14 protein-coding genes and 1 pseudogene are annotated in these 20,610 nt (G+C 56.6%); 5 read left to right on the forward strand and 10 right to left on the reverse strand.

Annotated features, from left to right (window positions below):
• Positions 1 to 185: 185 nt before the first annotated feature.
• The gene (locus ACVWYZ_RS13045) at positions 186 to 1,556 is read right to left on the reverse strand and encodes a 16S rRNA (cytosine(967)-C(5))-methyltransferase (RefSeq protein WP_457467309.1); all 1,371 of its coding nucleotides are present in this window, start codon (positions 1,554 to 1,556) and stop codon (positions 186 to 188) included.
• Between the two features lie 148 nt (positions 1,557 to 1,704).
• On the opposite strand from ACVWYZ_RS13045, the gene hisA reads away from it, so the two are divergent.
• Both hisA and ACVWYZ_RS13055 read left to right on the forward strand, forming a co-directional pair.
• Entirely contained in the window at positions 1,705 to 2,469 is a 765-nt protein-coding gene (gene hisA, locus ACVWYZ_RS13050) for a 1-(5-phosphoribosyl)-5-[(5-phosphoribosylamino)methylideneamino]imidazole-4-carboxamide isomerase (protein WP_457467310.1), read from the forward strand.
• A gap of 137 nt (positions 2,470 to 2,606) precedes the next feature.
• A complete protein-coding gene (locus ACVWYZ_RS13055) occupies positions 2,607 to 3,797 on the forward strand; it encodes a M20 metallopeptidase family protein (RefSeq protein ID WP_457384433.1) in 1,191 nt (396 codons plus the stop codon).
• Positions 3,798 to 3,810: 13 nt separating this feature from the next.
• Here ACVWYZ_RS13055 and ACVWYZ_RS13060 read toward each other — a convergent pair whose 3' ends face one another.
• The 7 genes and pseudogenes from ACVWYZ_RS13060 to ACVWYZ_RS13090 form a co-directional block, all read right to left on the reverse strand.
• Positions 3,811 to 4,380 carry a hypothetical protein gene (locus ACVWYZ_RS13060; RefSeq protein ID WP_457467301.1) on the reverse strand — a complete coding sequence of 190 codons (570 nt, stop codon included), beginning with the start codon at positions 4,378 to 4,380 and terminating at the stop codon, positions 3,811 to 3,813.
• 125 nt (positions 4,381 to 4,505) lie between these two features.
• Entirely contained in the window at positions 4,506 to 6,212 is a 1,707-nt protein-coding gene (locus ACVWYZ_RS13065) for an ATP-binding protein (RefSeq protein ID WP_457467302.1), read from the reverse strand.
• The gene (locus ACVWYZ_RS13070; protein ID WP_414341843.1) at positions 6,212 to 6,805 is read right to left on the reverse strand and encodes a hypothetical protein; all 594 of its coding nucleotides are present in this window, start codon (positions 6,803 to 6,805) and stop codon (positions 6,212 to 6,214) included. Before ACVWYZ_RS13070 ends, ACVWYZ_RS13065 begins: the two co-directional genes overlap by 1 nt.
• The gene (locus ACVWYZ_RS13075; RefSeq protein ID WP_457467303.1) at positions 6,802 to 7,995 is read right to left on the reverse strand and encodes a DNA double-strand break repair nuclease NurA; all 1,194 of its coding nucleotides are present in this window, start codon (positions 7,993 to 7,995) and stop codon (positions 6,802 to 6,804) included. Before ACVWYZ_RS13075 ends, ACVWYZ_RS13070 begins: the two co-directional genes overlap by 4 nt.
• Positions 7,985 to 11,581 (reverse strand): AAA family ATPase, encoded by a 3,597-nt coding sequence (locus tag ACVWYZ_RS13080; protein ID WP_457467304.1) that lies wholly within the window; start codon positions 11,579 to 11,581, stop codon positions 7,985 to 7,987. Before ACVWYZ_RS13080 ends, ACVWYZ_RS13075 begins: the two co-directional genes overlap by 11 nt.
• A gap of 2 nt (positions 11,582 to 11,583) precedes the next feature.
• Positions 11,584 to 12,876, reverse strand: coding sequence for a metallophosphoesterase family protein (locus tag ACVWYZ_RS13085; protein ID WP_414416579.1), 1,293 nt, complete (start codon positions 12,874 to 12,876; stop codon positions 11,584 to 11,586).
• A gap of 415 nt (positions 12,877 to 13,291) precedes the next feature.
• A pseudogene (locus ACVWYZ_RS13090) lies at positions 13,292 to 14,180 on the reverse strand (bestrophin family protein).
• 237 nt (positions 14,181 to 14,417) lie between these two features.
• Between ACVWYZ_RS13090 and ACVWYZ_RS13095 the strand changes: the two are divergent.
• Positions 14,418 to 14,909 (forward strand): helix-turn-helix domain-containing protein, encoded by a 492-nt coding sequence (locus ACVWYZ_RS13095; protein ID WP_457467305.1) that lies wholly within the window; start codon positions 14,418 to 14,420, stop codon positions 14,907 to 14,909.
• On the opposite strand, the gene ACVWYZ_RS13100 is transcribed toward ACVWYZ_RS13095, so the two are convergent.
• Together ACVWYZ_RS13100 and tatA are read right to left on the reverse strand one after the other, a co-directional pair.
• Positions 14,910 to 15,746: an anti-sigma factor domain-containing protein gene (locus tag ACVWYZ_RS13100; protein WP_457467306.1), complete on the reverse strand. Its 837-nt coding sequence runs from the start codon at positions 15,744 to 15,746 to the stop codon at positions 14,910 to 14,912. It abuts the gene before it with no gap.
• Between the two features lie 226 nt (positions 15,747 to 15,972).
• The gene (gene tatA / locus ACVWYZ_RS13105; RefSeq protein ID WP_414356913.1) at positions 15,973 to 16,218 is read right to left on the reverse strand and encodes a twin-arginine translocase TatA/TatE family subunit; all 246 of its coding nucleotides are present in this window, start codon (positions 16,216 to 16,218) and stop codon (positions 15,973 to 15,975) included.
• A gap of 195 nt (positions 16,219 to 16,413) precedes the next feature.
• Between tatA and ACVWYZ_RS13110 the strand changes: the two genes are divergently transcribed.
• Together ACVWYZ_RS13110 and glgB are read left to right on the forward strand one after the other, a co-directional pair.
• Positions 16,414 to 17,889, forward strand: coding sequence for a dihydrolipoyl dehydrogenase family protein (locus ACVWYZ_RS13110; protein WP_457467307.1), 1,476 nt, complete (start codon positions 16,414 to 16,416; stop codon positions 17,887 to 17,889).
• A 60-nt stretch (positions 17,890 to 17,949) separates the two neighbouring features.
• Positions 17,950 to 20,241 (forward strand): 1,4-alpha-glucan branching protein GlgB, encoded by a 2,292-nt coding sequence (gene glgB / locus ACVWYZ_RS13115; protein ID WP_457467308.1) that lies wholly within the window; start codon positions 17,950 to 17,952, stop codon positions 20,239 to 20,241.
• Positions 20,242 to 20,610: the final 369 nt, after the last annotated feature.

Genomic DNA, 20,610 nt, shown 5'->3' on the forward strand with positions numbered 1-20,610 from the left:
TGGCTTGCCAACTGCAGGGCTACCGTTCGCGCCAGCGGGCCGGAGGCCTTAAGCCCGCCCTGTACTGCGAAGCAGTCAGGGTCGGGTAGTTTACTCTCTTGCTTGGAGATAATCCTTTTCTCCCTCAGGAAAGCTGAGGGTTGATGGCTCGGAGCACCTGGGAAGCACCACGATGGAAGGTTTATTTAACCGTATCGACGCAGCCGCTGGATAAAAAATCCATCCCGATCCTGTCGGTGGGGCCAAATGAGCAGGGGATCCCCTTCAGCAGCCCAATTGGGGTGGCTGTCGAGAAAGGCTTGAATGATCTCCTCGTTTTCGGCAGGGTGCAGCGTGCAGGTGGCGTACACCAACACTCCGCCCGGCTTCAGCCAACGGGCTGCCACTTGCAGGAGCTGGGCTTGCAGGTGGGCCAACTCTGGGATCCGCTCTGGGGTTTGTCGCCAGCGGGCATCGGCATGGCGGTGCAGGGTTCCCAAGCCGGAGCATGGGGCATCCAGCAAAACCCGGTCGGCGCTGTGCCAGGGGGGCAAGGGGGCAGGGGGTAAGGACTCCGTCCCGCTGACGCGATCGGCAGCAGCGCTCAGCGGCAACAGGTCGATGGCCAGGGAACGAATCGAGGTCAAGCCCAAGCGATGGGCATTTTCCTCTAGGCGCCGCAGACGGTGGGGGTGACGATCCAAAGCCCAAATCTCCCCTCGATCCTGCATGTGTTGGGCTATTTGGGTGGTCTTGCCGCCCGGAGCAGCGCAGCAGTCGATCACCCGCTCTCCCGGCTGGGGATCCAGGCAATGCACCACCTGCTGGGCACTGGCATCTTGAACGCTCCACCAACCCTGGGCAAAGCCGGGCAGGGCCGTGATGTCGCCAGCATGATCCTGAAGTCGCAAGGCACCCGGCACCTCGGAGATGGGGAGGGCAGGGATCCCGGCTGCTGCCAAGGCTTGAATGACTTTATTCACATCTGCCCGCAGTGGGTTGACCCGCAAATCCAGGTGGGGTGGCTGATTAAACCAAGCACACAACTGCTCCGTTTCCACCGGCCCCAGGCGCTCCCACCATAGGCTCACCAACCAGTCGGGAAAGCTGTGCAGGATCCCCAAAGCCTGAATTGGGTCGGCTGGCAGAGTGTCCTCGAGGGGCTTGAGGGGATCCTTCTCTGGCTGATCCAACACTTGCCGCTGGTAGGCGCGCAAGATGCCGTTCACCACCCCTGTCAGGGATCCTAGCCCCATCTGGCGGGCCAATTCCACGCTGGTATGGATGGCAGCACTGGCCGGGATCTGATCCAAAAAAGCCAGTTGGTAGAGGCCGAGATGCAAAATCAGTCGCAAATCGGGGGGCTGCTTGTGGGCAGGACGCTGGGCAAAGCAATCGATCAAGGCATCGAGGGTGCGACGACGGCGGGTAACGCCGTACACCAGCTCGCTGACCAGATGCCGGTCGGCGGGGATCAGGCTGCTGTTGGCCAACAAATGCCCCAGAACCAGGTCGGCATAGGCGTTTTGGCGCTCGATTTTCTGCAGAGCCAACAGAGCCAGTTGGCGCGCGTTCATAGTCATCTCAGGATGTTCTCCCATCGCGTCAGCGGTGTGGAGCACTTTAGGGTCTAGAGATCCAGATCTCCGCTGGAGCAAGGCCGCTCCCAGGCGATACTGGAAAAGCCCCTCAAGGGATCCCATCATGCCTTACTCAACTGCTTTTCTGGAGGTGATCCCCGCCATCGACCTTTTGCAGGGCCACGCCGTGCGCCTCTACCAGGGGGATTATGCTCAGGCGGAACAGGTGGCCGATGACCCCATCCAACAGGCCGAAGCTTGGGCGGCACAGGGTGCTCCTCGCCTGCATGTGGTGGATTTGGACGGGGCCAAAAGCGGGGATCCGATTAACCTGCCTACCATCGAGCGCATTGTCCGCAGCCTGGCCATCCCGGTGCAGGTGGGGGGTGGGATCCGATCCCTGGAACGGGCGCGGCAGTTGCTGGAGCTGGGGGTGGATCGGGTGATCGTTGGCACCCTAGCCGTAGAGGATCCTGACACCCTGGAGGCGATGACCCAAGCCTTGCCCGGTCGAGTTTGGGTGGGGATCGACGCTCGGCAGGGGCAAGTGGCCACCCGCGGCTGGCTGAGCACCACTCCCCTGCGGGCCACCGAATTGGTGCAACGGGTGGGGGAACAGGGCGTCGCCGGCATCATCTACACCGACATTGGCCGGGATGGCACCCTGGCCGGCCCCAACCTACAACAGTTGCAGGAGATCCTCGCCATCTCCCGCCTGCCTGTGATTGCTTCGGGGGGAATCGGATCGCTAACGGATTTGCTGGCTTTGTTGAGCTTGCCCGGTTTGACGGGGGCCATTTTGGGTAAAGCCCTCTACTCAGGGGCGATCTCCCTGCAAGAGGCTTTGCGAGCTGTGGGGCCGGGCCGCTGGCAAGATCTACCGCCGGAAACCGGATCCCTGTGGGCCTAGATGTCCACCTCGACGCCGAGCGGAAAGCAGCCTCAGCAATGCCATACTGGGCAAAATCGACAGGCAACTGCATGCAACCAACACTGGCCATCGGTGAAGGTTTTCCAAGACATTTTTGTTTTTTTGTTTTTCAGGTCATGTCCTTTCCCGCGCTTCGCCCTGCTGTTCGAGCTTTACAACCCGAGTTGGTGACCTGGCGCCGCCACATCCACAAGTATCCTGAGCTGGGCTTCCAGGAGAAGCAAACCGCTGCTTACATCAGCCAGCGCCTGAAAAGTTGGGGGATCCCTCACCAGACCGGCATTGCCCACACCGGCATCGTGGCCACCATTGAGGGAGAGCAGCCGGGGCCGGTTTTGGCGCTGCGGGCCGATATGGATGCCCTGCCCATTCATGAGGCCAATGAAGTCGAGTACCGCTCCGCCATCCCCAACGTCATGCACGCCTGTGGCCACGACGGCCATACGGCCATTGCTATGGGCACCGCCAAGCTGCTGCAACAGCACCGTCAACACCTCAAGGGCACGGTCAAGGTCATTTTTCAACCTGCCGAAGAAGGCCCCGGCGGAGCCAAGCCCATGCTGGAGGCGGGGGTTCTGAAAAACCCGGATGTGGAAGCCATCCTCGGCCTACACCTGTGGAATAATCGCCCTCTGGGCACTATTGGCGTGAAAAGTGGCCCCTCGATGGCCTTTGCCGACCGCTTTCAGATTCAGGTGATCGGGCGAGGCGGACATGCTGCCCTTCCCCAACAAACAGTGGATGCCATTGTGGTGGGATCCCACATTGTCAATGCTTTGCAGACCATTGTCTCCCGCAATGTGGATCCGATGCTGCCGGCGGTGGTGACGGTGGGCCGTTTCCGGGCCGGCGATGCCTTCAACGTTATCGCCCCAAGCGCAGAAATTTGGGGTACTGTGCGCAGTTTTCACCCTGAAGTGGCCGATTTGATCCCAAAGCGCATGGAAGAAATCGTTGCCGGCATTTGCCAAGCCTACGGAGCCACCTATGAGTTTCGATTCGAGCGGGGCTATCCGGCGGTTCAAAACGATCCTGCTATGGCAGCTCTGGTGGAACAGTCTGCCCGCGAGGTGTTTGGCCCAGAGGCGAGGATCATCCCAGAGATGACCATGGGCGGAGAGGATGTCTCGTTTTTCCTGAATGAGGTGCCTGGCTGCTACTTTTTCCTGGGATCCGCCAACCCCGAAAGGGGCCTGAACTACCCTCACCACCACCCCCGCTTCGACTTCGATGAGGCTGCCCTTGGCATTGGGGTAGAGCTGTTCCTGCGCTGCATTGAGAACTACACCGGGCAAGCCTTGAGTTAGCGGGAAACCTCGGCTAGGGCCTGAGCAAGTCAGCGGATCCGCTGCCGGGAAGCAGCAAGGGCTTCATAGGTTCTGGGGTGGGACGGGTAGGGGCAGGATCCCCGTCGGTGGGAATGTAGAGGGGCGTTGGGTTGGGATCCCCACCGAAGGCCAGCACAAGGGCTTCCAGCAGGGCCTGTCGCTGTTGCCGGTTCAGGGATTGTACAACGGCTTTGTCTTGGGCGTAGGGGTTGACCGTCAGGCGGTCGGCACCGGGATACCGTTGGGCGATGATTGGCTCATTGGCATCAAAATAGTCCGCCAGCGTCAGTTGCCAGTCAAAGCGGTCGGTCGGGGAGCGACCAGCCACCTGCAGATGGTAAACCATCATCCGCCGCACCAAGGTATCTTCCTCAGGCGTAGGGCCGCCGTCATTGGGGTTAATGGGGGTGTAGACGTTTTCCAGCGGCAGATCCGGCAATGCCTCGTACACCCGCCGCGCCGCTTTGGGGATCAGCCGCAACTGAGCATAGGCAGGCCCGGATCCCAGTAGAACTGCAACGGCAATGCCCAGCAAACCTGGCAAAAGGGCTTGTTTCCTCATCACTGATCGCCCCAAAACTTGTTTCTGTGAAATGAATTGTATTGCAATCAAGCAGTGGTTTCGGATTGTAGATTTGGCAGATTCAGCGATTGAGATCAGGCCACAGTTGGAGTTTTGGGCCATTGCTAATCAATGCTGAGTCCATCCACCACCTGAGGTTGAGGACGCGGTTTGAGAGGGGCCGACTGGGCCAAGCGATCCCGTTGGTGGTGCTCTTGGGAATGCCTTTGCCAGAGGCCAAGAATATCCAACGTTTCGCCGCCATGCTGCGTGTAGCGCTGCCGCACTTTGCACAGTACAGGGGTATTGACGCACACCCCGGAGATGATCACCTGACCTTTGCTCAAGGCGGGCAATTCCTGTAACAGATCCCGTCCGGCAACCTCGACACTGTGGCGCAAATTTTCCTGATCGGCAGGGTTGACAATTCGCATCAAAAATTGGCTCATGCATTGAGACAGAATATCCGAGTCCAACTTGCCAGGGCGTTGCGTGATCAGCCCTACTCCCAGTCCAAACTTGCGTCCTTCGCTGAGGATGGTGCGCAGCACCTGTTTGCAACGGGAAGGCTCGTGGGCAGGGGCAAACCGATGGGCCTCTTCCAGCAAAATAAAGACGGGATAAGGCAAGTAATTTTCGTCCCCCGGCTGGATCTTGCCTTTGTGGGTATTGATCCGAGCATAGTTGGCCTGGCGCAAGATGGCAGCAGCGATCACCTGCTGTTCTTCTTGGCTGATCTCATGCATTTGCAGGATGGTTACCTGCCCCGGCTCAAACAAGTCTTTGGGAGCTAGGTGTTGCAAATTGTCGAAATAGGGAGAACGGTCGATCTGTTCTAATTTCCACTCCAAAGCGGCGGCTGAGGATCCTTGGGATCCATCCTCTGCGGAATCAGCCTCGTTTACGGCATCGATTAAATCCTGAATCGTCCAGCGGAGTGGGTTAAATTGAGTTGTTCTGCGGAAGGCTTTTTCCAGAAAAGATTTTTGCCGATCGCTGGTTTCCGGCAGCAGGGTCAGAATATCAAAGAAGTTGAGAGAAGATACACGAATCTTAATTTCCTGTGGTGAAAGAACCTTGACTTTAGGACGGTAGCCGTCTTCCCCCAAAAACTTGGGGTGGGACTGCATTTCTGCCAGCGTGTGGTATTCCCCGTGGGGATCGAAAATGAGGACGGCAGCTCGGTTTTTGGGCAAAAGCAGCTCTTCAATCAAAACCCCTGCTGTATAAGATTTGCCGGATCCTGTCCCCGCCAAAATGGCCAGATGGGTGCTGACCATTTCCTTGACGTCCAGTACTACGGGCACTGCTCCCTCATCGCGCAACAACAGGCTGCCCAAGTGAGCACCCCCAATGGCTGTTTCATCTCGTTTGTTCAAAATTGATTTCAGCAGACGATTGGAGGCCAGAAAAACCTTGGCACCGGGATCCGGAGCGCGGCGGGGGTTAATAAAGCCCATCTTCTGATTGAAATAGCCGATGACCTCGACGGTAACCGCATAGATTTCCGGATTGGGATGGGTGAAGCCCACCAGAGCCACAATGGTGCTGGGATCGATTTCGGTATCGGCAAAGATGCGATCGGGAATGTGATCCAGGAGTTGAACCTGGCTAATTTTGCCCAAGATTTGCAGCGTTTGCAATTGGGGATCCTGGACTTCGTAGTAGACGAAATCGCCCACCTTTACCGCTTGGGTATTGGAAGTGATGAAAACATATTGGTTAGAGGTTTCTCCAGGCCCTTTGACGGTGCCAATTACCTCTGGAGAGTCCTCAGTTGGAGAGAGGGTGGCTTCTGGATGGTGGCCATTATCGGTGATTTTTTGGGGCATTAGCGCATCGCTCCTACAGTCATTTTCCAGGCCAATTCTTTGCTTAAGATTTGCAGAGCTCGCCGTTGAGCTGGATCGGCAAACATCGGCGTAATGTCGTTCAAGACTTGGTAGATCAAATGATTGGCAAAGTTGCCGCCACTACTCAGCAGCAAACCATAGTAGGAAAATTGGGTTTGACCTTGGGGATCCTGGTGAAAGCGCAGGATCTCTTCCCGGCTCATGCGAAAAACCGGCGTGTTTACAGGCACCACCACGCGTGGGATCCCTTGTCGGCCACAGCGGCGCTCTTCATCCAGAGCCCCGATTAAAACCACCGAGAGTAGCGTGCGCACCTCATTCTGCAAATCGGGGGAAAAATAGGGATCCGGCTGGCTGGAAAGACGCGGCCCAGAATTGAGGAACATCGGGTTCAGAAGCTGTGTGTTGTAGACCAGACCTACGGCCCAGTGTCGCCGGTCGCTTTCTAGCTTGACAAAGCTGCCGAAGCCATAGTCATCAGGAGTCGGCGGATTTTTGACTTCTAAAGCATCGTCCACCTGCACCACGTAATCACAGTGATTGTTGGAGCGAACCACCTTTCCCAATCTCATCGGACTCGTCTCCGTTGTAGTTTACTCACCGTTTTCCGGGATAGCCTTAGGTTCAGCTTCTCGCGAGCGGCCCAATCTTGCATGAGACGCAAGAAAAGGTTGCGATCCTCATTGCGGATAACGGCTATTTGATCGGCTGTCTCCAGCACATAAGGATAACCTCGCCCAATCACCACCTCACAGCGAACCAGATCCAACAACCAGTCCAACAGTCCTGCCTCATAAACCCAAACGGGTATTTCCAGGCGAGCCGGAAAGTTGTCATTGGTGCGCAGGTAAACAAATCCCACTCGCTCTCGCATTTCTTGGTAGCGATTGAGGATCCCATCTTGGGGGTTGAGGCTGCCGCCGCGGGCACAGATGAAAAAAGGCGTACGATCCCCCCAATCCAACCAGGGGCTGAGCAGTTGCGCATCGTGAAGCTGTGGAGCTTCGGGTAGGTCAAAACAATGCTTCAGCAACGCCACCAAATCGGAAGTGTAGGTGGTGTCTATGTAGGCCACGATAGGGATCCGGCTTTGCTCGCTGGCCCGCAAAAGCTGGAGCAAACACTGCACATAGAAATCTTGGCTTTCTGGCTCGAAGACTTCGGCAAAAGTAGCCACCAGCGCCCCATCCAAAAAGGCCAATTTTCGGGATCCCGGTTGGGATTTTTGAATGTATTCTACGAGTCTCTCGATTTCCATTTGAAAGCGGCGCATGTTAACTATTCGCTCTTTCGGTTCACCGCTGCTGTCGGATCCCAAGTCTCTTGGGGTTAATACATCCACTTGGATGTCTTTTTCGTACAAGCCTGCTGCGCAGTGATAATTTTCATACCAGCCGATTTGCACCAGCGCCACCGGTATTGACAGATCTTTGCTGGGATAAATCTGGGATCCATCCACAGCAAAGGTGGGAATATTTTCAATGACCGATTTCGCCCACTCACGGCTTTCTTCGTAATTGGCCCATTCCTGCTCAAAAGGGATCCTCCAATTGGAGTAGCGATCCCACTCTGCAGTAGGTAAAGCGCCTGGGAAAGGGAATGGAGCTATTTTTTCGGCAATCTCTAGGCTTGACCACTGGCACAAGCTTTCCATGGCCTGCTTATAGTATTCTCTGCGCTCCGACAGCCTTTGATCAAAAGTGGCAAAGGCCTCCCGCTTCTGCTGCAGCACCGCCAGGATCCGGTCGGCTCTAAACACCATGGGCGGGATCCCTCCCTACCGACTTGGATCCGGAGTGCCTTTCCACCCGAATAACATTTTCTGTCATTTGCTCAAAGGTATCGTCGTGGCTGATAACAAATAGCTGCTCAAAAGATCGCAGGTTGGTGATGGCCTCTGCCAGCCGCTGTCGCCGTTGGGCATCCATATTGGTGGTGGGCTCATCGAAAAAGGCAATATTCAGTTGTCCCAACACCTTGAGTAAAGCCAAGCGCACTGCCAAGGCCGCCGACATTTGCTCTCCCCCGGAAAGGCTGGCAAACCGTCGTTTGGGGCTGCCGGCTTCTTGAACGCGGATCTCATAATCGGCTTCCCAGGTCAGGGTGACGTTGGGACGGTTGAGAATTTCTCGGAAGAGGTGATCGGCAGTATGGTTGATCTGCTGCAGGTAGTATTGGGTAATTTGAGGGCCGGCTTTTCTATAGGTATCTCGGCTAAACTTGATAAAGCGGTGCAGGCGTTCTCTCTCAGTTTTTTCGGCCTCGACTTGCTTTAAGCTGGCCTTGGCCTGTTCCAATTGCCGCAACTTTTCCTCAATTTTGCTCAGTTGAGGAGCTAAGCTCTCCAGGCGGGCTTGGGCTTCGGCTTTTTGAATTTCAGTGGCCTGCAAAAGGGATCGAAGGCGCTCATGCTCCTGCGGTTGATACAGAGCAGCTAAGGGATCCCGTGCTGCGCGAAGTTGGGAAAGCTGAGTTTTCAGTTGCTGCCGCTGGGCGTTTAGCTCGGCCAGTTCCTGTTCCCGTTGGGGAAGCAATTTGGCGATGGGTTCCGCCCGCAGATAGAACTCGTGATCCACTCGGTATCGTTCGCGTTCTTCCTGCAGGGATCCCAGCTCTCGATCCAGATGCTCCGTTTGGCATAGGGCCTCCTCGATAGGGTTGAGTGCGGCCTGTAAATCCTGAAGCTGCTGCAGGCAGTCGGCCTGCATTTGTAAATACTGCTTTTCCTGTTTTAGCTCTGCTTTGAGCCGTTCGGCTTGACTTCTGGGATCCCCCAGAGCCTTCAACGTTTCGGCGGCTTTTTCAATTTGGGCCTGCAGGTCATCTTTGGATCCCTCTGTTTGTTCCCAGCGGTCGATCTGGGCTTGTTTTTCTTGCTTGGCTTTCTGGATTTGATCTAGGGCCAACTGGGCCGCTTGGAGTTCATCTTGCCGTCGGGGCAAACTTTGGGCAAGAGGCTGCATGCGGATAAAGGTCTCGTAGTTGTTGCGGTGCCGGCCTTGTTCTTCCCGCAAAGCTGCAATTCTTTCATCCAGATCTGAAAGCGGTTGCAGCTGCTCTTCTAGGGCTTGTATCTGCTGTTGGAGTTGCTGAACATGGGCCGCTATTTGTTGATATTCTTGCTCAACCCTAGACTTGCGGCTGAGATCTCTTTCCAAGCGCTGGATTTGCCCTCTGGGATCCCCCAGTTCTTGCAGCGCCTGGCCAATTTCCTGTTGTTGCCGAAGGAAGGTGGGCTCAGCCTCAAGATCCCAGTGAAGATCATCAATTCTGCTTTGTCGTTCAGCTTGCAACTGCAGCAGTTGCTGAATTTGGGCTTGTAAATCGGGTATTTGTGCGGTTAGGCCGAGCAAGGGTTGCAAAGTCCTGAGTTGTTTTTGGATGTTGGACAACTGCTGACGAAGTTGGGGCTCGGAAGTTTGGGGAGCCAGATCCTGCAAAATCTGATGGATGGACTGGAGCAACTGTTGGCTGAGTGCTGAAGATTGAGTGAGTACCTCTGGGATCCGCTGCCACAGAGATTGAAGTTGGGGATAGTTGTGTCGCTGCGCTTCCAATTCGTCCAGAAGTTGCCGGATGCTGTGATGGTGTTGAGCCAATTGATCCGAGCCCTGCTCAAAAAGGGCTTGTAGCTCCTGTTGAAATTGACGAGCTGCGGCAATGCGGCTGAGCTGAGTTTGCAATCGCTCCTGTTGAGTTTCGAGCGCAGGAATGGCAGCTACCCGCTCCAAATCCGCCTGCCGTTGTCTCAGTTGGAGCTGCAGTTGTTGCAATTGGACTTGGCCTTGTTCCTGCTCCGTTTCCCGTTGTTTGAGTTCAAGGCGCAGAGCCTGAAAGGAAGCCAACTTCTCGCCAAGTTGAGAGTGGCGCTGCTCCAGGGAGGCCTGCCGTTCACACAGGGGTTGCAGCTCAAGTTTTTCCGCCTCCATTTTTTGGAAGATCTGGAGTTGTTGCTGATATTCGGATCCCTGCAGCTCCAATCGATGCAGTTGATGTTGCAAAGTTTCCCGTTGAGCCAGTAAAGTTTGTCGGGTTCGCCGCAGCGCTTCCTGCTCTGCAATGAGGGTTTCCAACTGCAAATAACGGTTGTAGGTCAATTGATGCTGCCGACATATGGCCTGGGCCTGTTCAGCTTCTTGCACTCGGCTTTGTAGCAGTTGACAGCGCTCGGCGTGGGCTGTCCATTCTGCCTGGATCTGTTCCCATTCGCGGTGCAGGTGTAGCAACGTGTTGAGCTGTTGAGTCCAATAGGTCTGCTGACGCTCTAGCTCCTCTTGGGCCTGAATTTGCGGGGTTAGCTCCTCTAGCTCCTGCTTCCAGCGCTGCTGTTGGCTTAACTTTTCTTGAAGTCTTGCCAGTTGGTTTTCAATATGCTGTTTTTGCGAGAGCAAAGCATCCCGCTGTTTCAGCCACTCCAAGCGTTGCTGTTGCTGTTTTTCCAGCTCCCGCAAGCGAGCTTCTGTGGCCAAAAAATGCTGAGATCCCTCCCAGTATTGCTGTTGCTGCGCTTGAGCTTGCCTGGCCTCTGCCCATAACTTTTCTGCCTGCTCAAGAGATACCTGAAGCAGGGATCCCTTTTGCTCCAGTTGGGCAATCTGGTGATCTAAAGTTTGGATTTGCTCAAGCCATTTCTCCAGTCGCTCGATCTCAAGCTTAACCTGATCCAGAGTGTGGATCGATTGACTCAAGCGCTCTTGCCAATAACTCAGTTCTTGTTGGATTTTCTGCCGCTCCGCTTGCAGCGGATCCCACTCCTGTAGCTGTTGGCGGAGCAATTCAATTTGATGATTAATGGCCTGAATCTGCGCCTCGCTGTATTTTTCGACCGCCAACAGGTCTTTGGCTACCTGCTGGTACTCTTCCACCTTTAAGATGCGATCGAAAACTTCTTTGCGATCTCGACCGGTTTTGAGAAAGTCTGCCGTGAAAGTCCCTTGGGGCACCCCAATCGTTGTGGCAAAGAGCCGCGCCAGGTCGGTACCGGCAGGTACGCCCAAATGTTGCCTCAGCCACGGCAGCACATCGGACTTGCGCTCATACTCTAGGCGCTGCTTCAGCTGGGGATCAAAGAGACGATATCCCTGCGTTACGCTGCGGCGAACATCGTAGGTGCGCTGATCCCATTGGGAGATAAATTGCACAGTCACCACTGCGTCGTTGGCCCCGGAGCGAATGATTTCTTCTTGGCTGTAGGGGCAGTAGTCGAACAAAACCCAGGCAATGGCTTCCAAAATGCTGGTCTTGCCCGCTCCGTTTTCTCCGCAAATGGCGTTAATACCTGGCTCAAACGTGAAGACGGCATCCTCATGAGATTTGAAGTTTTGTAAAGCGAGAGAGAGGATCCGCATAATCAGTCTTCTGCTCCCCATTCGCGACAGCGATGCGGAGCATCAAAAGCTCCCCTTAGGTGAGCATACACTTCAGATTCTCCTTGCCCATCCAAAACCTTTTCTTTAAGATCCAGAAGCAGCCGCGCTAGCTCTTCACTGCGTTTGCGGTAGTGGGCATGGCTGCTCAGCAGATCCCTGTAGATTTTCTCTTCGATTTGTAGCCTCTGCCCCTCTTCTTCCAAGGAAAGGGCAGCCGACCCGAGCTCTAAAGTATTGGCCTCAAAACGAAACAGAACCAGCAAGGCGCCGGTAAGCTGCTGAATTTGACACTGTAGGGCGCGGCTATCCAGCTCATGCTTGGCGAACCCCACCTGCCCCACCAGCCGCAACTCCACCATCGGCTCCATCTCACTTTCCTGAAAACGGGATCCCTTAGCCAAGGCAATGGCTGCTGCGGCAATCTGTTCGGGGGTTTCTCTGCCCTTGGCCTCCAGATAGAGCCGGCGGCGGGGCCGCTGATGGTAATCCTGCACCAACTCCGCTTGGGGTGGGCCATCTCCCCAGCGGACGCGATAGGCCCCCCGTTGGAAGTCCCATTCGGCAGTGCTGTTGGCCTCCAGGGATCCCGGATTGAAGATCCACCCGCCCTCGGAATAGCTTTTGTGAATGTGTCCCAAGGCCAGGTAGCCCACCCCCGCCTCCCGCAAGGGCAACAGATCCCGGTAGCGCAAAGCGCCTTGGTAACGGGCAATTTGGCCCTCTAGACCGTGGTGGAACATCAACACCACCCGTTCTGGGCCGGGGGGCAACCGTCGAATGGCCGCCGCCAACTGCTCAATCGACCGAGGGGCTGCCGATCCGTACCACTGGGATCCAATCACCCGCACCCCACAGGGCAAATCCAGATACCCTCCCCGCCGGCCCGACCAGGGACGCAGCTCCAGTCCTTCTTCCCCTTCCTCAGGCTCCAGCAATATTAGCTCCCCGTGATCGGCCAAGTACCTCAGCCAACTGGTTTTCACGCCATAGGGACGGTTGTCGTGGTTGCCCTCGATGGCCAACACCGGAATCCCGGCCTGCTGCAGCTCCCGCAAGACGATCTGGGCTTGGTTGAGAACGCCGGGCTGAATCTGCCGATGCTCGAACAGATCCCCGGCGATGAGCACAAAGTCCACCGGATCCTGAATGGCATAGCGCCGGACAACATCCCGAAAAGCCAAAAAGAAGTCCTTGCTCCGCTCCGGGCTGTCGTAGCGGTCATAGCCCAGATGCACATCGGCCAGGTGTAAAAATGTGCAGGTTGAGCAGGCCATCCCCAGAGCACCTCGGCAAATTGTCCACAGTTTAGCTTGTCGGGGTGTGGGGGTAGCTAAGCCCCGCACTGTACTCGTAGAGTCAGTGTCGGGATACAGATACCCCCACATGGTGTATGATGGGAGTACTTGCACAAAACGGCTTTTGCCGGAATCTGGTGCAACTACGCGGTAGGGCATTCCGTGTCTGCTCGTGGAGGGTTCTTGCGTAGGCTCCCCGATGAAGCGAGAAGCCCACGCTGTACCCGTAGGGTCAGCGATGGGAGTATGTCACCAAACCCATCTTGTTCCCTACCCAAGATATAGGGATCCCTTCCTCTCAATCATCGGGTTCGTCCCGGCTACCTCCACTAGGGGTAGGTGCCGACTGAGGATCTGAGGAAACCCTGGAATGGACGGCTGCCCAAGAGTTCTCTCAGGTGTAATCGATTAAATCCAGGATATTGTGCTTCATCTTGTTGCAAATGTTATCGAGGGGCAGATCATTGGGATCCCGGCCGAAGGGGTTTTCAATTTCGATGCCGATCTCTTCAACGCCAAACAACATAAAGCTCAGCCATCCCACAATGGGGCCGGTCATCCAACCCAAACCTTCCACCATCTGAAACGGCAAAGATAAACAGTAGAGCAATAACAACTGCTTCAAGTGCAGGGCATAAGCCATCGGCATTGGGGTCATGAGAATGCGCTCACAGGCCCCCATCCACCATGCTGTTGAGCCGCTCCACCATGATCGTGAGCTGGTAGACCTCAACGCGGCCCTTTTGGTATTGGCGCTGCAGATAATCTCCAATCCAAAAGGCAATCTGCAAGGGGGGATGGTTGAGGCTTTGGAGACGTTGCAACTGCTCCGGGCTGAGCAGGGGCTGAATCTCATCCAGCAGAGGTTCCTGGCGCCAGTGCTGTTTCATGGCCATGGCAAAGGCGGGCAATAGATATAGAGTTTGGATCTTCTCTTCCCGGTCGCTGGGCTGCTTTTCTTCAATGGCTACCCAAATCAGGCGGGCCAAATTGCGCACGTCATTCACCACGGATCCCCAGGCTTTCCGCCCCTCCCAAAACCGTTCGTAGGCGGTGTTTGTCCGAAACACCAGCATCAAACCCAAAACGATGTTGGGCACAAACGCCACCAACGACGACAGCGCCAGGGGCAGCCCCAGCTTATACAGAATCGAAACCAGCACTCCGACCAAGCCGCAGGTAAAGGCGCGGGGCAGCACTGCCGGCACAACTGATCCTTGCAACTGCAGGGCCAGTCGAAACCAACGCAGCCCCTCTCCTGCAAGATACTTGCGAAGAACCATAGTGCAGCGTCGGCAAGCTTGCCCTCTAATCCTACAGCCTGCCGCCCAAGAGGGGATCCCTTGCCCGACCATCCTGAAAAGCGACGAGGGTAGCCTGTTAGAGATTTTTCAGTTCGAGATTCTGTAAACGTCAAGAGATGCCCAGGCAAACTTCACGAACAACTTCCAAAACCCCAAGTTACTGTGGTAGACTCTCCGCCAGGCAACGAATTCAACGCCGTTCTGCGATACCTCGACATGGCTGGAGTCCTCAAGCTCGACATTCGGGAATCGGCTGAAGAGCTCAAATCTCTACTTGGCAAGCAGTCCACACCGACCGGCAAGGAGCGGGTTCAAGCTCTTTACCTGCTCAAGATTGGGAAAGTCAAGACGATGACAGGCTTGGCTGAAATTCTGGGGCGGGACATCTCAACGATTTTTCGATGGTTTCAACGCTACAAGGCCAAGGGGCTAGAGGGCATGTTGACGGTGCCCCGCAACCAAGGGCGCAAACCCCTCATCCCCAAGCCGGTTTTGGAAATCCTCAAGCAGGAGCTGCATCAGCCTGGCCGATTCCGTACCTACAGCGACATCCGCGAATGGCTGCGGAAAACGCACGGTGTGGATGCCTCCTACAAAGTTGTGCATGAAACTGTTCGCTACCGTCTCAAGGTGCGCTTGCGGGGATCCCGGAGTAAGCGGCGCAAGAGCGGGGGACAAACTCCCCAGCCATCCCCCCATCTCTCTTGATCAGGGCTGGGCAGCAGGGATCCAAAAACTGCTCTGCAGCAGAGGCGGGCCTGTGGGGGATTCGCTCCCTCCTGCCGGTTCGAGGGTGATGAGGAGGCGGGTCGGCTGCTCAGAATGGAGGGGTTGACTGAGCCATTGCAGGGATCCTTCCGCGTTGACGGCAAAAGTGCCGGCGTTTTCCAGCAGTCGTCCCCCTCCCTGGACATCCGACTCCAGCCACAGTTGATAGGTGCTCCCTGGGGGGGCGGGAGCCATCTCCGAGGCCAAGAGCAGCACCTGCTTGGCATGGGGCGACCAGAGGGCTTGCACCAACAGGGGAGTGCTGAAGCTGGGATCCCGCAGCAGGGTTCGCTGCACCTGCGGTTGTCGTTGCCACTCTTGGTAGAGCCGTTGAACTGCCACCGACTCTCCCTCGATGGGGGATCCCCACTGCCAGCGCAGCCGCCAGTAGGCCGCTGTTATGGCTACCGCGTAGATCCCCAGCACTGCCAGGCTGCCCCAAAGGAGACGTCGCGGCCCCAGAGGGGCTGAGGTTTGAATGGAGAGGGGGACAGGTAGCCAAGCCCAACGCCGCAGCCGTTCCCTAGCCTGAAAGGCTGTCAACTCGTAGAGCCACAGGGCCACTGAGCGATCCCGCTGCAGGTCAAAGGCATTGGCGTGTTTCCAGCAGAACTCGAACACCTGCCGCACCACCTCTTCCGCCTGGTGAGGTTGCTTGAGAATGGCCAAGGCAATATCCAGCAGGCGCTTCTGATAGCGATCCTTGAGCAAGAAGTGGCTGCGGCGATCCCGCAGTTGGATCTGGCGCATTAACTCGAAATCGGTCAGCTCAGCCATACCACCTCTGGGGCATCCGATGGGCCCATCCAGGCTGATCCTGGCTCAGCCGGTAGCACTAGGCTGGGGAACTTTCCAGAACTATACACTAGCCCTGGATCTGGCTCCCTTGCGAGCTGACTTTACTTCTGATCGAAGCCGGCTTGGATCCCCCCTCTCGACAAGATCCCCAGTTGCGGCAGCACGTCCCTGGCAGAAGTTGGGATCCCACCCCTCTCCGCGACCCTCAGGCGGCATCCTTCTCCACCACCTTCTCCGCCTTTTCTGCGCCGGCAGGCTCGTCATCGCTGCTGGGGTTGTTCATCTCTTGTTTGAAACTCCGCAACGCTTTGCCAAAGGCGCTGCCCAACTCGGGTAGCTTCTTGGGGCCAAACACGACCACCGCGATCACCCCAATCACGGCCAGCTCTGGCAGGCCCATGCCAAAGATGCTCACGGCCAGGATAGGTTCGCTCGGCAGCAGAATAGTCATAAGTCCCCAAACCCTGAAAGGTAGAACAGACGGATCAATCCAGATTCTAAGGGGTCAATCCGTCCCACTCTAACAAGTTCTTCTCCCATGCAGAAAGGGTGTGGAAAGGGATCCCCTTCTCCCAGCCTACCCCCGGCCTACTCAAGACATAGGATGGTGCTATCCCTTGCCCGATGTTTTTGTTCAGAACAAGCCATGCCTGTCCCCTACGATATTGTGGTCATCGGCGCCGGTGCAGCGGGTTTGGTGGTGGCCAGCGCTGCGGCCCAACTGAAGGCCAAGGTGCTGCTGGTGGAAGGAAGCGACCGCCTGGGCGGAGATTGCCTCTGGTATGGCTGTGTGCCCAGCAAAGCCCTTCTTCACGTGGCCCATACCGTCCATCGGATTCGCCAGGCCATGGCTGCCGGTTGGGTAACTCTCCCTGGCCCAGCAGGGATCTCGGTGGATTACCTCAAGGTGTACGAACACATTCGCTCTGCCCAGAGCTACATCGCCAACCACGCCGATTCGCCAGATCGCTTCCGCCAACTGGGGGTGGAGATGGTGTTTGCCAAGGGCCGCTTTGTGGATGGGCGCACCTTTGAGGTGGCAGGAAGGCAGGTACAGGCGCGAGCTTTTGTCATCGCCACCGGATCCCGTCCTTGGGTTCCCCCCTTGCCAGGCTTGGCCGAGGCGGGCTATCTGACCAACGAATCGATCTTTGACCTAACCCGCTTGCCCAAATCGGTGGCGGTGATAGGGGCGGGGCCGGTAGGCTGCGAGTTGAGCCAAGCTCTGGCCCGTCTGGGATCTGAGGTGACCCTCATTGCCAGCCGCGAGCGCATCTTGCCCAAGGAGGATCCCGAAGCCGCCCAGGTGGTGCAGCAACAGTTGACCCAAGATGGGATCCGCATCCTCACCCGGGTACGCGCCACAGCAGTTGGCCAAGAGCAAGGGGCAAAGCTGCTTTACCTAAAGGCCAATTCCGGGGCAGGCACCGCCGCTGCAGGTGATCAAGTGATCCGTGCAGAAGCGATTTTGGTGGCCGCCGGTCGGATCCCGAACGTGGAAGGGCTGGGTCTAGAAGCCGCCGGCGTGCAGTACACCCCCCAAGGGATCCAGGTAAATGCCAAGCTGCAAACCCGCAATCCCCGCATCTACGCCTGTGGGGATGTCATCGGCGGGCCGCAATTTACCCATGTGGCGGCCTACGAAGCGGCAGTGGCCCTGGTCAATGCCCTGTTTTTCCCCCTCAGCCAAGCGCGTTATCGTGTCATTCCTTGGGCCATCTTCACCGAGCCGGAGCTGGCCCGTGTGGGCCTCACCGAAAGCGAAGCCCGGCAGCAATACGGCAAGGATGTGGTGGTGCTCAAACAGGAGTTTGCCGATGTGGATCGGGCCCAGGCAGAAGCCGCCCCCCTGGGCTTTGCCAAATTGATCTGTCGGCGCAACGGCCAGATTTTGGGGGCGCACCTGGTGGGATCCCAGGCGGGAGAGCTGATTCATGAAGTGGTTTTGGCCATGAGCCGGCGGCTGCCCGTCTCTGCCCTGACCGGGATCCACATCTACCCCACCCGCTCGGAGGTGAACGCCAAGGCGGCCCTGCAGCACCGCAGGCAACAATTGGCCACCAACCCCCGCCTGCAGAACTTCTTGCAGGGATTCTTTGCCTGGAGGCGGGCCTGGAGCTGACAGCGCAAACTGGGGGTCAGCCACCGCTAGACTAGAATGGTCATTTACTGAGGGTTCCCGATGGGCTTTCTCCTGTCTGCCGAACAAGTGGGTCAGTTTGTTTCCAACCAATGGCAGGATCCCTATGCCGTTTTGGGCCCCCAGCAGATAGAAGAGGCCGGGAAATCCTTTGGGTTGGTGCGCGCCCTTGTGCCCAATGCTCGGCAGGTTTGGCTGGTGGAACGCGCCACTGGACAGGCTTACCCGATGCAGCCGCTGCACCCGGAAACGCTATTCGAGCTGCGCTTTGAGCCGGGAACCCCTCTGCCGGACTATTTTTTGCGGGCCCAACGGGTCTGGGATCCCCAAGGGGAACACTTGGAAGAATGGGAGGATCCCTACCGCTTTCCCTTGGAGAAGGTCAACCACATCGGCGAGCTGGATCGCTATCTGTTCAACGAGGGGAATCACCACCGCATCTACGACAAGCTGGGCGCCCATCTCATCACGGTGGATGGGGTGAAGGGGGTGCATTTCGCCGTTTGGGCTCCCAATGCCCGCAACGTCAGCGTTATCGGCGATTTTAACCACTGGGACGGGCGTCAACACCAGATGAAGCGGCTGGGCGAAAGCGGGATCTGGGCGGTGTTCATCCCCGGCGTAGGGCCAGGCGCCATCTACAAGTACGAGGTGAAAACTTCCTGGGGGGATATCTACGAAAAATCGGATCCCTATGGCTTTCAACAGGAGGTGCGCCCCAAAACCGGCTCCATCGTAGCCGACCTCAACACCTACACCTGGCACGACCAAGCCTGGCTGGAAAAACGCGCCGCCACCGACCCCCTGCGCTCGCCGATTTCGGTTTATGAGGTGCATCTGGGATCCTGGATGCACGCCTCGGCTGAAGATCCACCTGCCGAAGGGCAAAGTGTGCTGGTGGATCAAAAGCCCAACACTCGCTTCCTCACCTACCGCGAGCTGGCGGACAAGCTAATCCCCTATGTGAAGGAGCTGGGCTTTACCCACATCGAGCTGTTGCCGGTGGCAGAACACCCCTTTGATGGCTCTTGGGGCTATCAGGTGATCGGCTACTATGCCGTAACATCCCGCTATGGATCCCCGCAAGACTTTATGTATTTTGTCGATCGGGCTCACCAAGCCGGGATCGGCGTGATTGTCGATTGGGTGCCTGGGCATTTCCCCAAAGATGGACATGGGCTGGCTTTTTTCGACGGTACTCACCTGTACGAGTACGCCGACCCTCGCAAAGGCGAGCACAAAGGTTGGGGCACTTTGGTCTTTAATTATGGCCGCAACGAGGTGCGCAATTATCTGGTGGCCAATGCCCTTTTTTGGTTCGAGAAATACCACATCGACGGGATCCGGGTGGATGCGGTGGCCTCGATGCTTTATCTGGATTATGACCGCAAAGACTGGATCCCCAATCCCTACGGCGGGCGGGAACACCTCGAAGCCATCGACTTTTTCCGGCAGCTCAATACCCTCATTTTCAAATACAACCCCGGTGCGCTTTCCATTGCCGAAGAATCTACTGCTTGGCCGATGGTAACTTGGCCAACCCATGTGGGTGGGCTGGGCTTCAACTTGAAGTGGAACATGGGTTGGATGCACGACATGTTGGATTATTTCCACATGGATCCCTGGTTCCGCCAGTTCCATCCCCATTTGGTTACCTTCAGCCTCATGTATGCCTTCAGCGAAAATTACATGCTGGCCTTTTCTCACGATGAGGTGGTGCATGGCAAGAGCCACATGTTGGGCAAAATGCCGGGGGATCATTGGCATAAGTTCGCCAGCCTGCGGGCTTTATACGGCTACATGTTCACCCACCCTGGCAAGAAAACCTTGTTCATGAGCATGGAGTTTGGCCAGTGGAATGAGTGGAATGTTTGGGCAGATCTGGACTGGGGGCTGCTGCAGTATGAACCCCACGCCAAGTTGCGCCACTATGTGGCCAGCCTGAATCACCTGTTGCGCTCTGAGCCTGCCCTGTATACCCAAGACACCAAGCCAGAAGGGTTCCGCTGGATTGACTGCAGCGACCATCGCGGCATTGTTTCCTTCATCCGCTATGGGGAGGATCCCAAGGAGTGGGTGGTGGTGGTTTGTAACTTCACGCCGGTGGTCTGGCCCCATTACCGCATCGGAGTGCCGGAGCGAGGCTTTTATCGAGAGCTGCTCAACAGCGACGCTGTGGAGTTTTGGGGCAGCGGGGTAGGCAATTTGGGGGGCAAGTGGACAGACGACTGGGCTTACCACAACTTGCCCTACTCCCTCGAGCTCTGCCTGCCGCAACTTTCTACCTTGGTGCTGAAATGGCAGCCGCCGCAGCCGGTCGAGTCCCAGAATTGACACCCTGCTGGCTTCCTTCCGCCGCACTGGGAGGACGGGTCTGGAGACTTCGTTTTTTGGCCATTTGTAGTCCTTTCAAGCTGGATTGAGACAATCCCCAAGCGCTCCATACCGCTTCCGAGATCACCCCCAGTCCTCTTCCCAGAGAGAGAGGGGAGTTGGGAAGCAATGAGATAGAAATGTTTCATTTCGTTTCATTCTTATTTAAAATGACTGTGGGCGTGGGTGCAGTGTTCTAGTTTGAATCGAAATGACCATAAGGCAGACATAACTGAGTGCTACGGGCAGGTTTTTTCTGAGAGGATTTCAGCAATGGCCGCAGCCACCCGCTCTTGTTGACAGGTGGTCAACTCAGGAAAACACGGCAAA

The sequence above is a fragment of the Thermostichus sp. MS-CIW-37 genome (genome assembly GCF_054060065.1).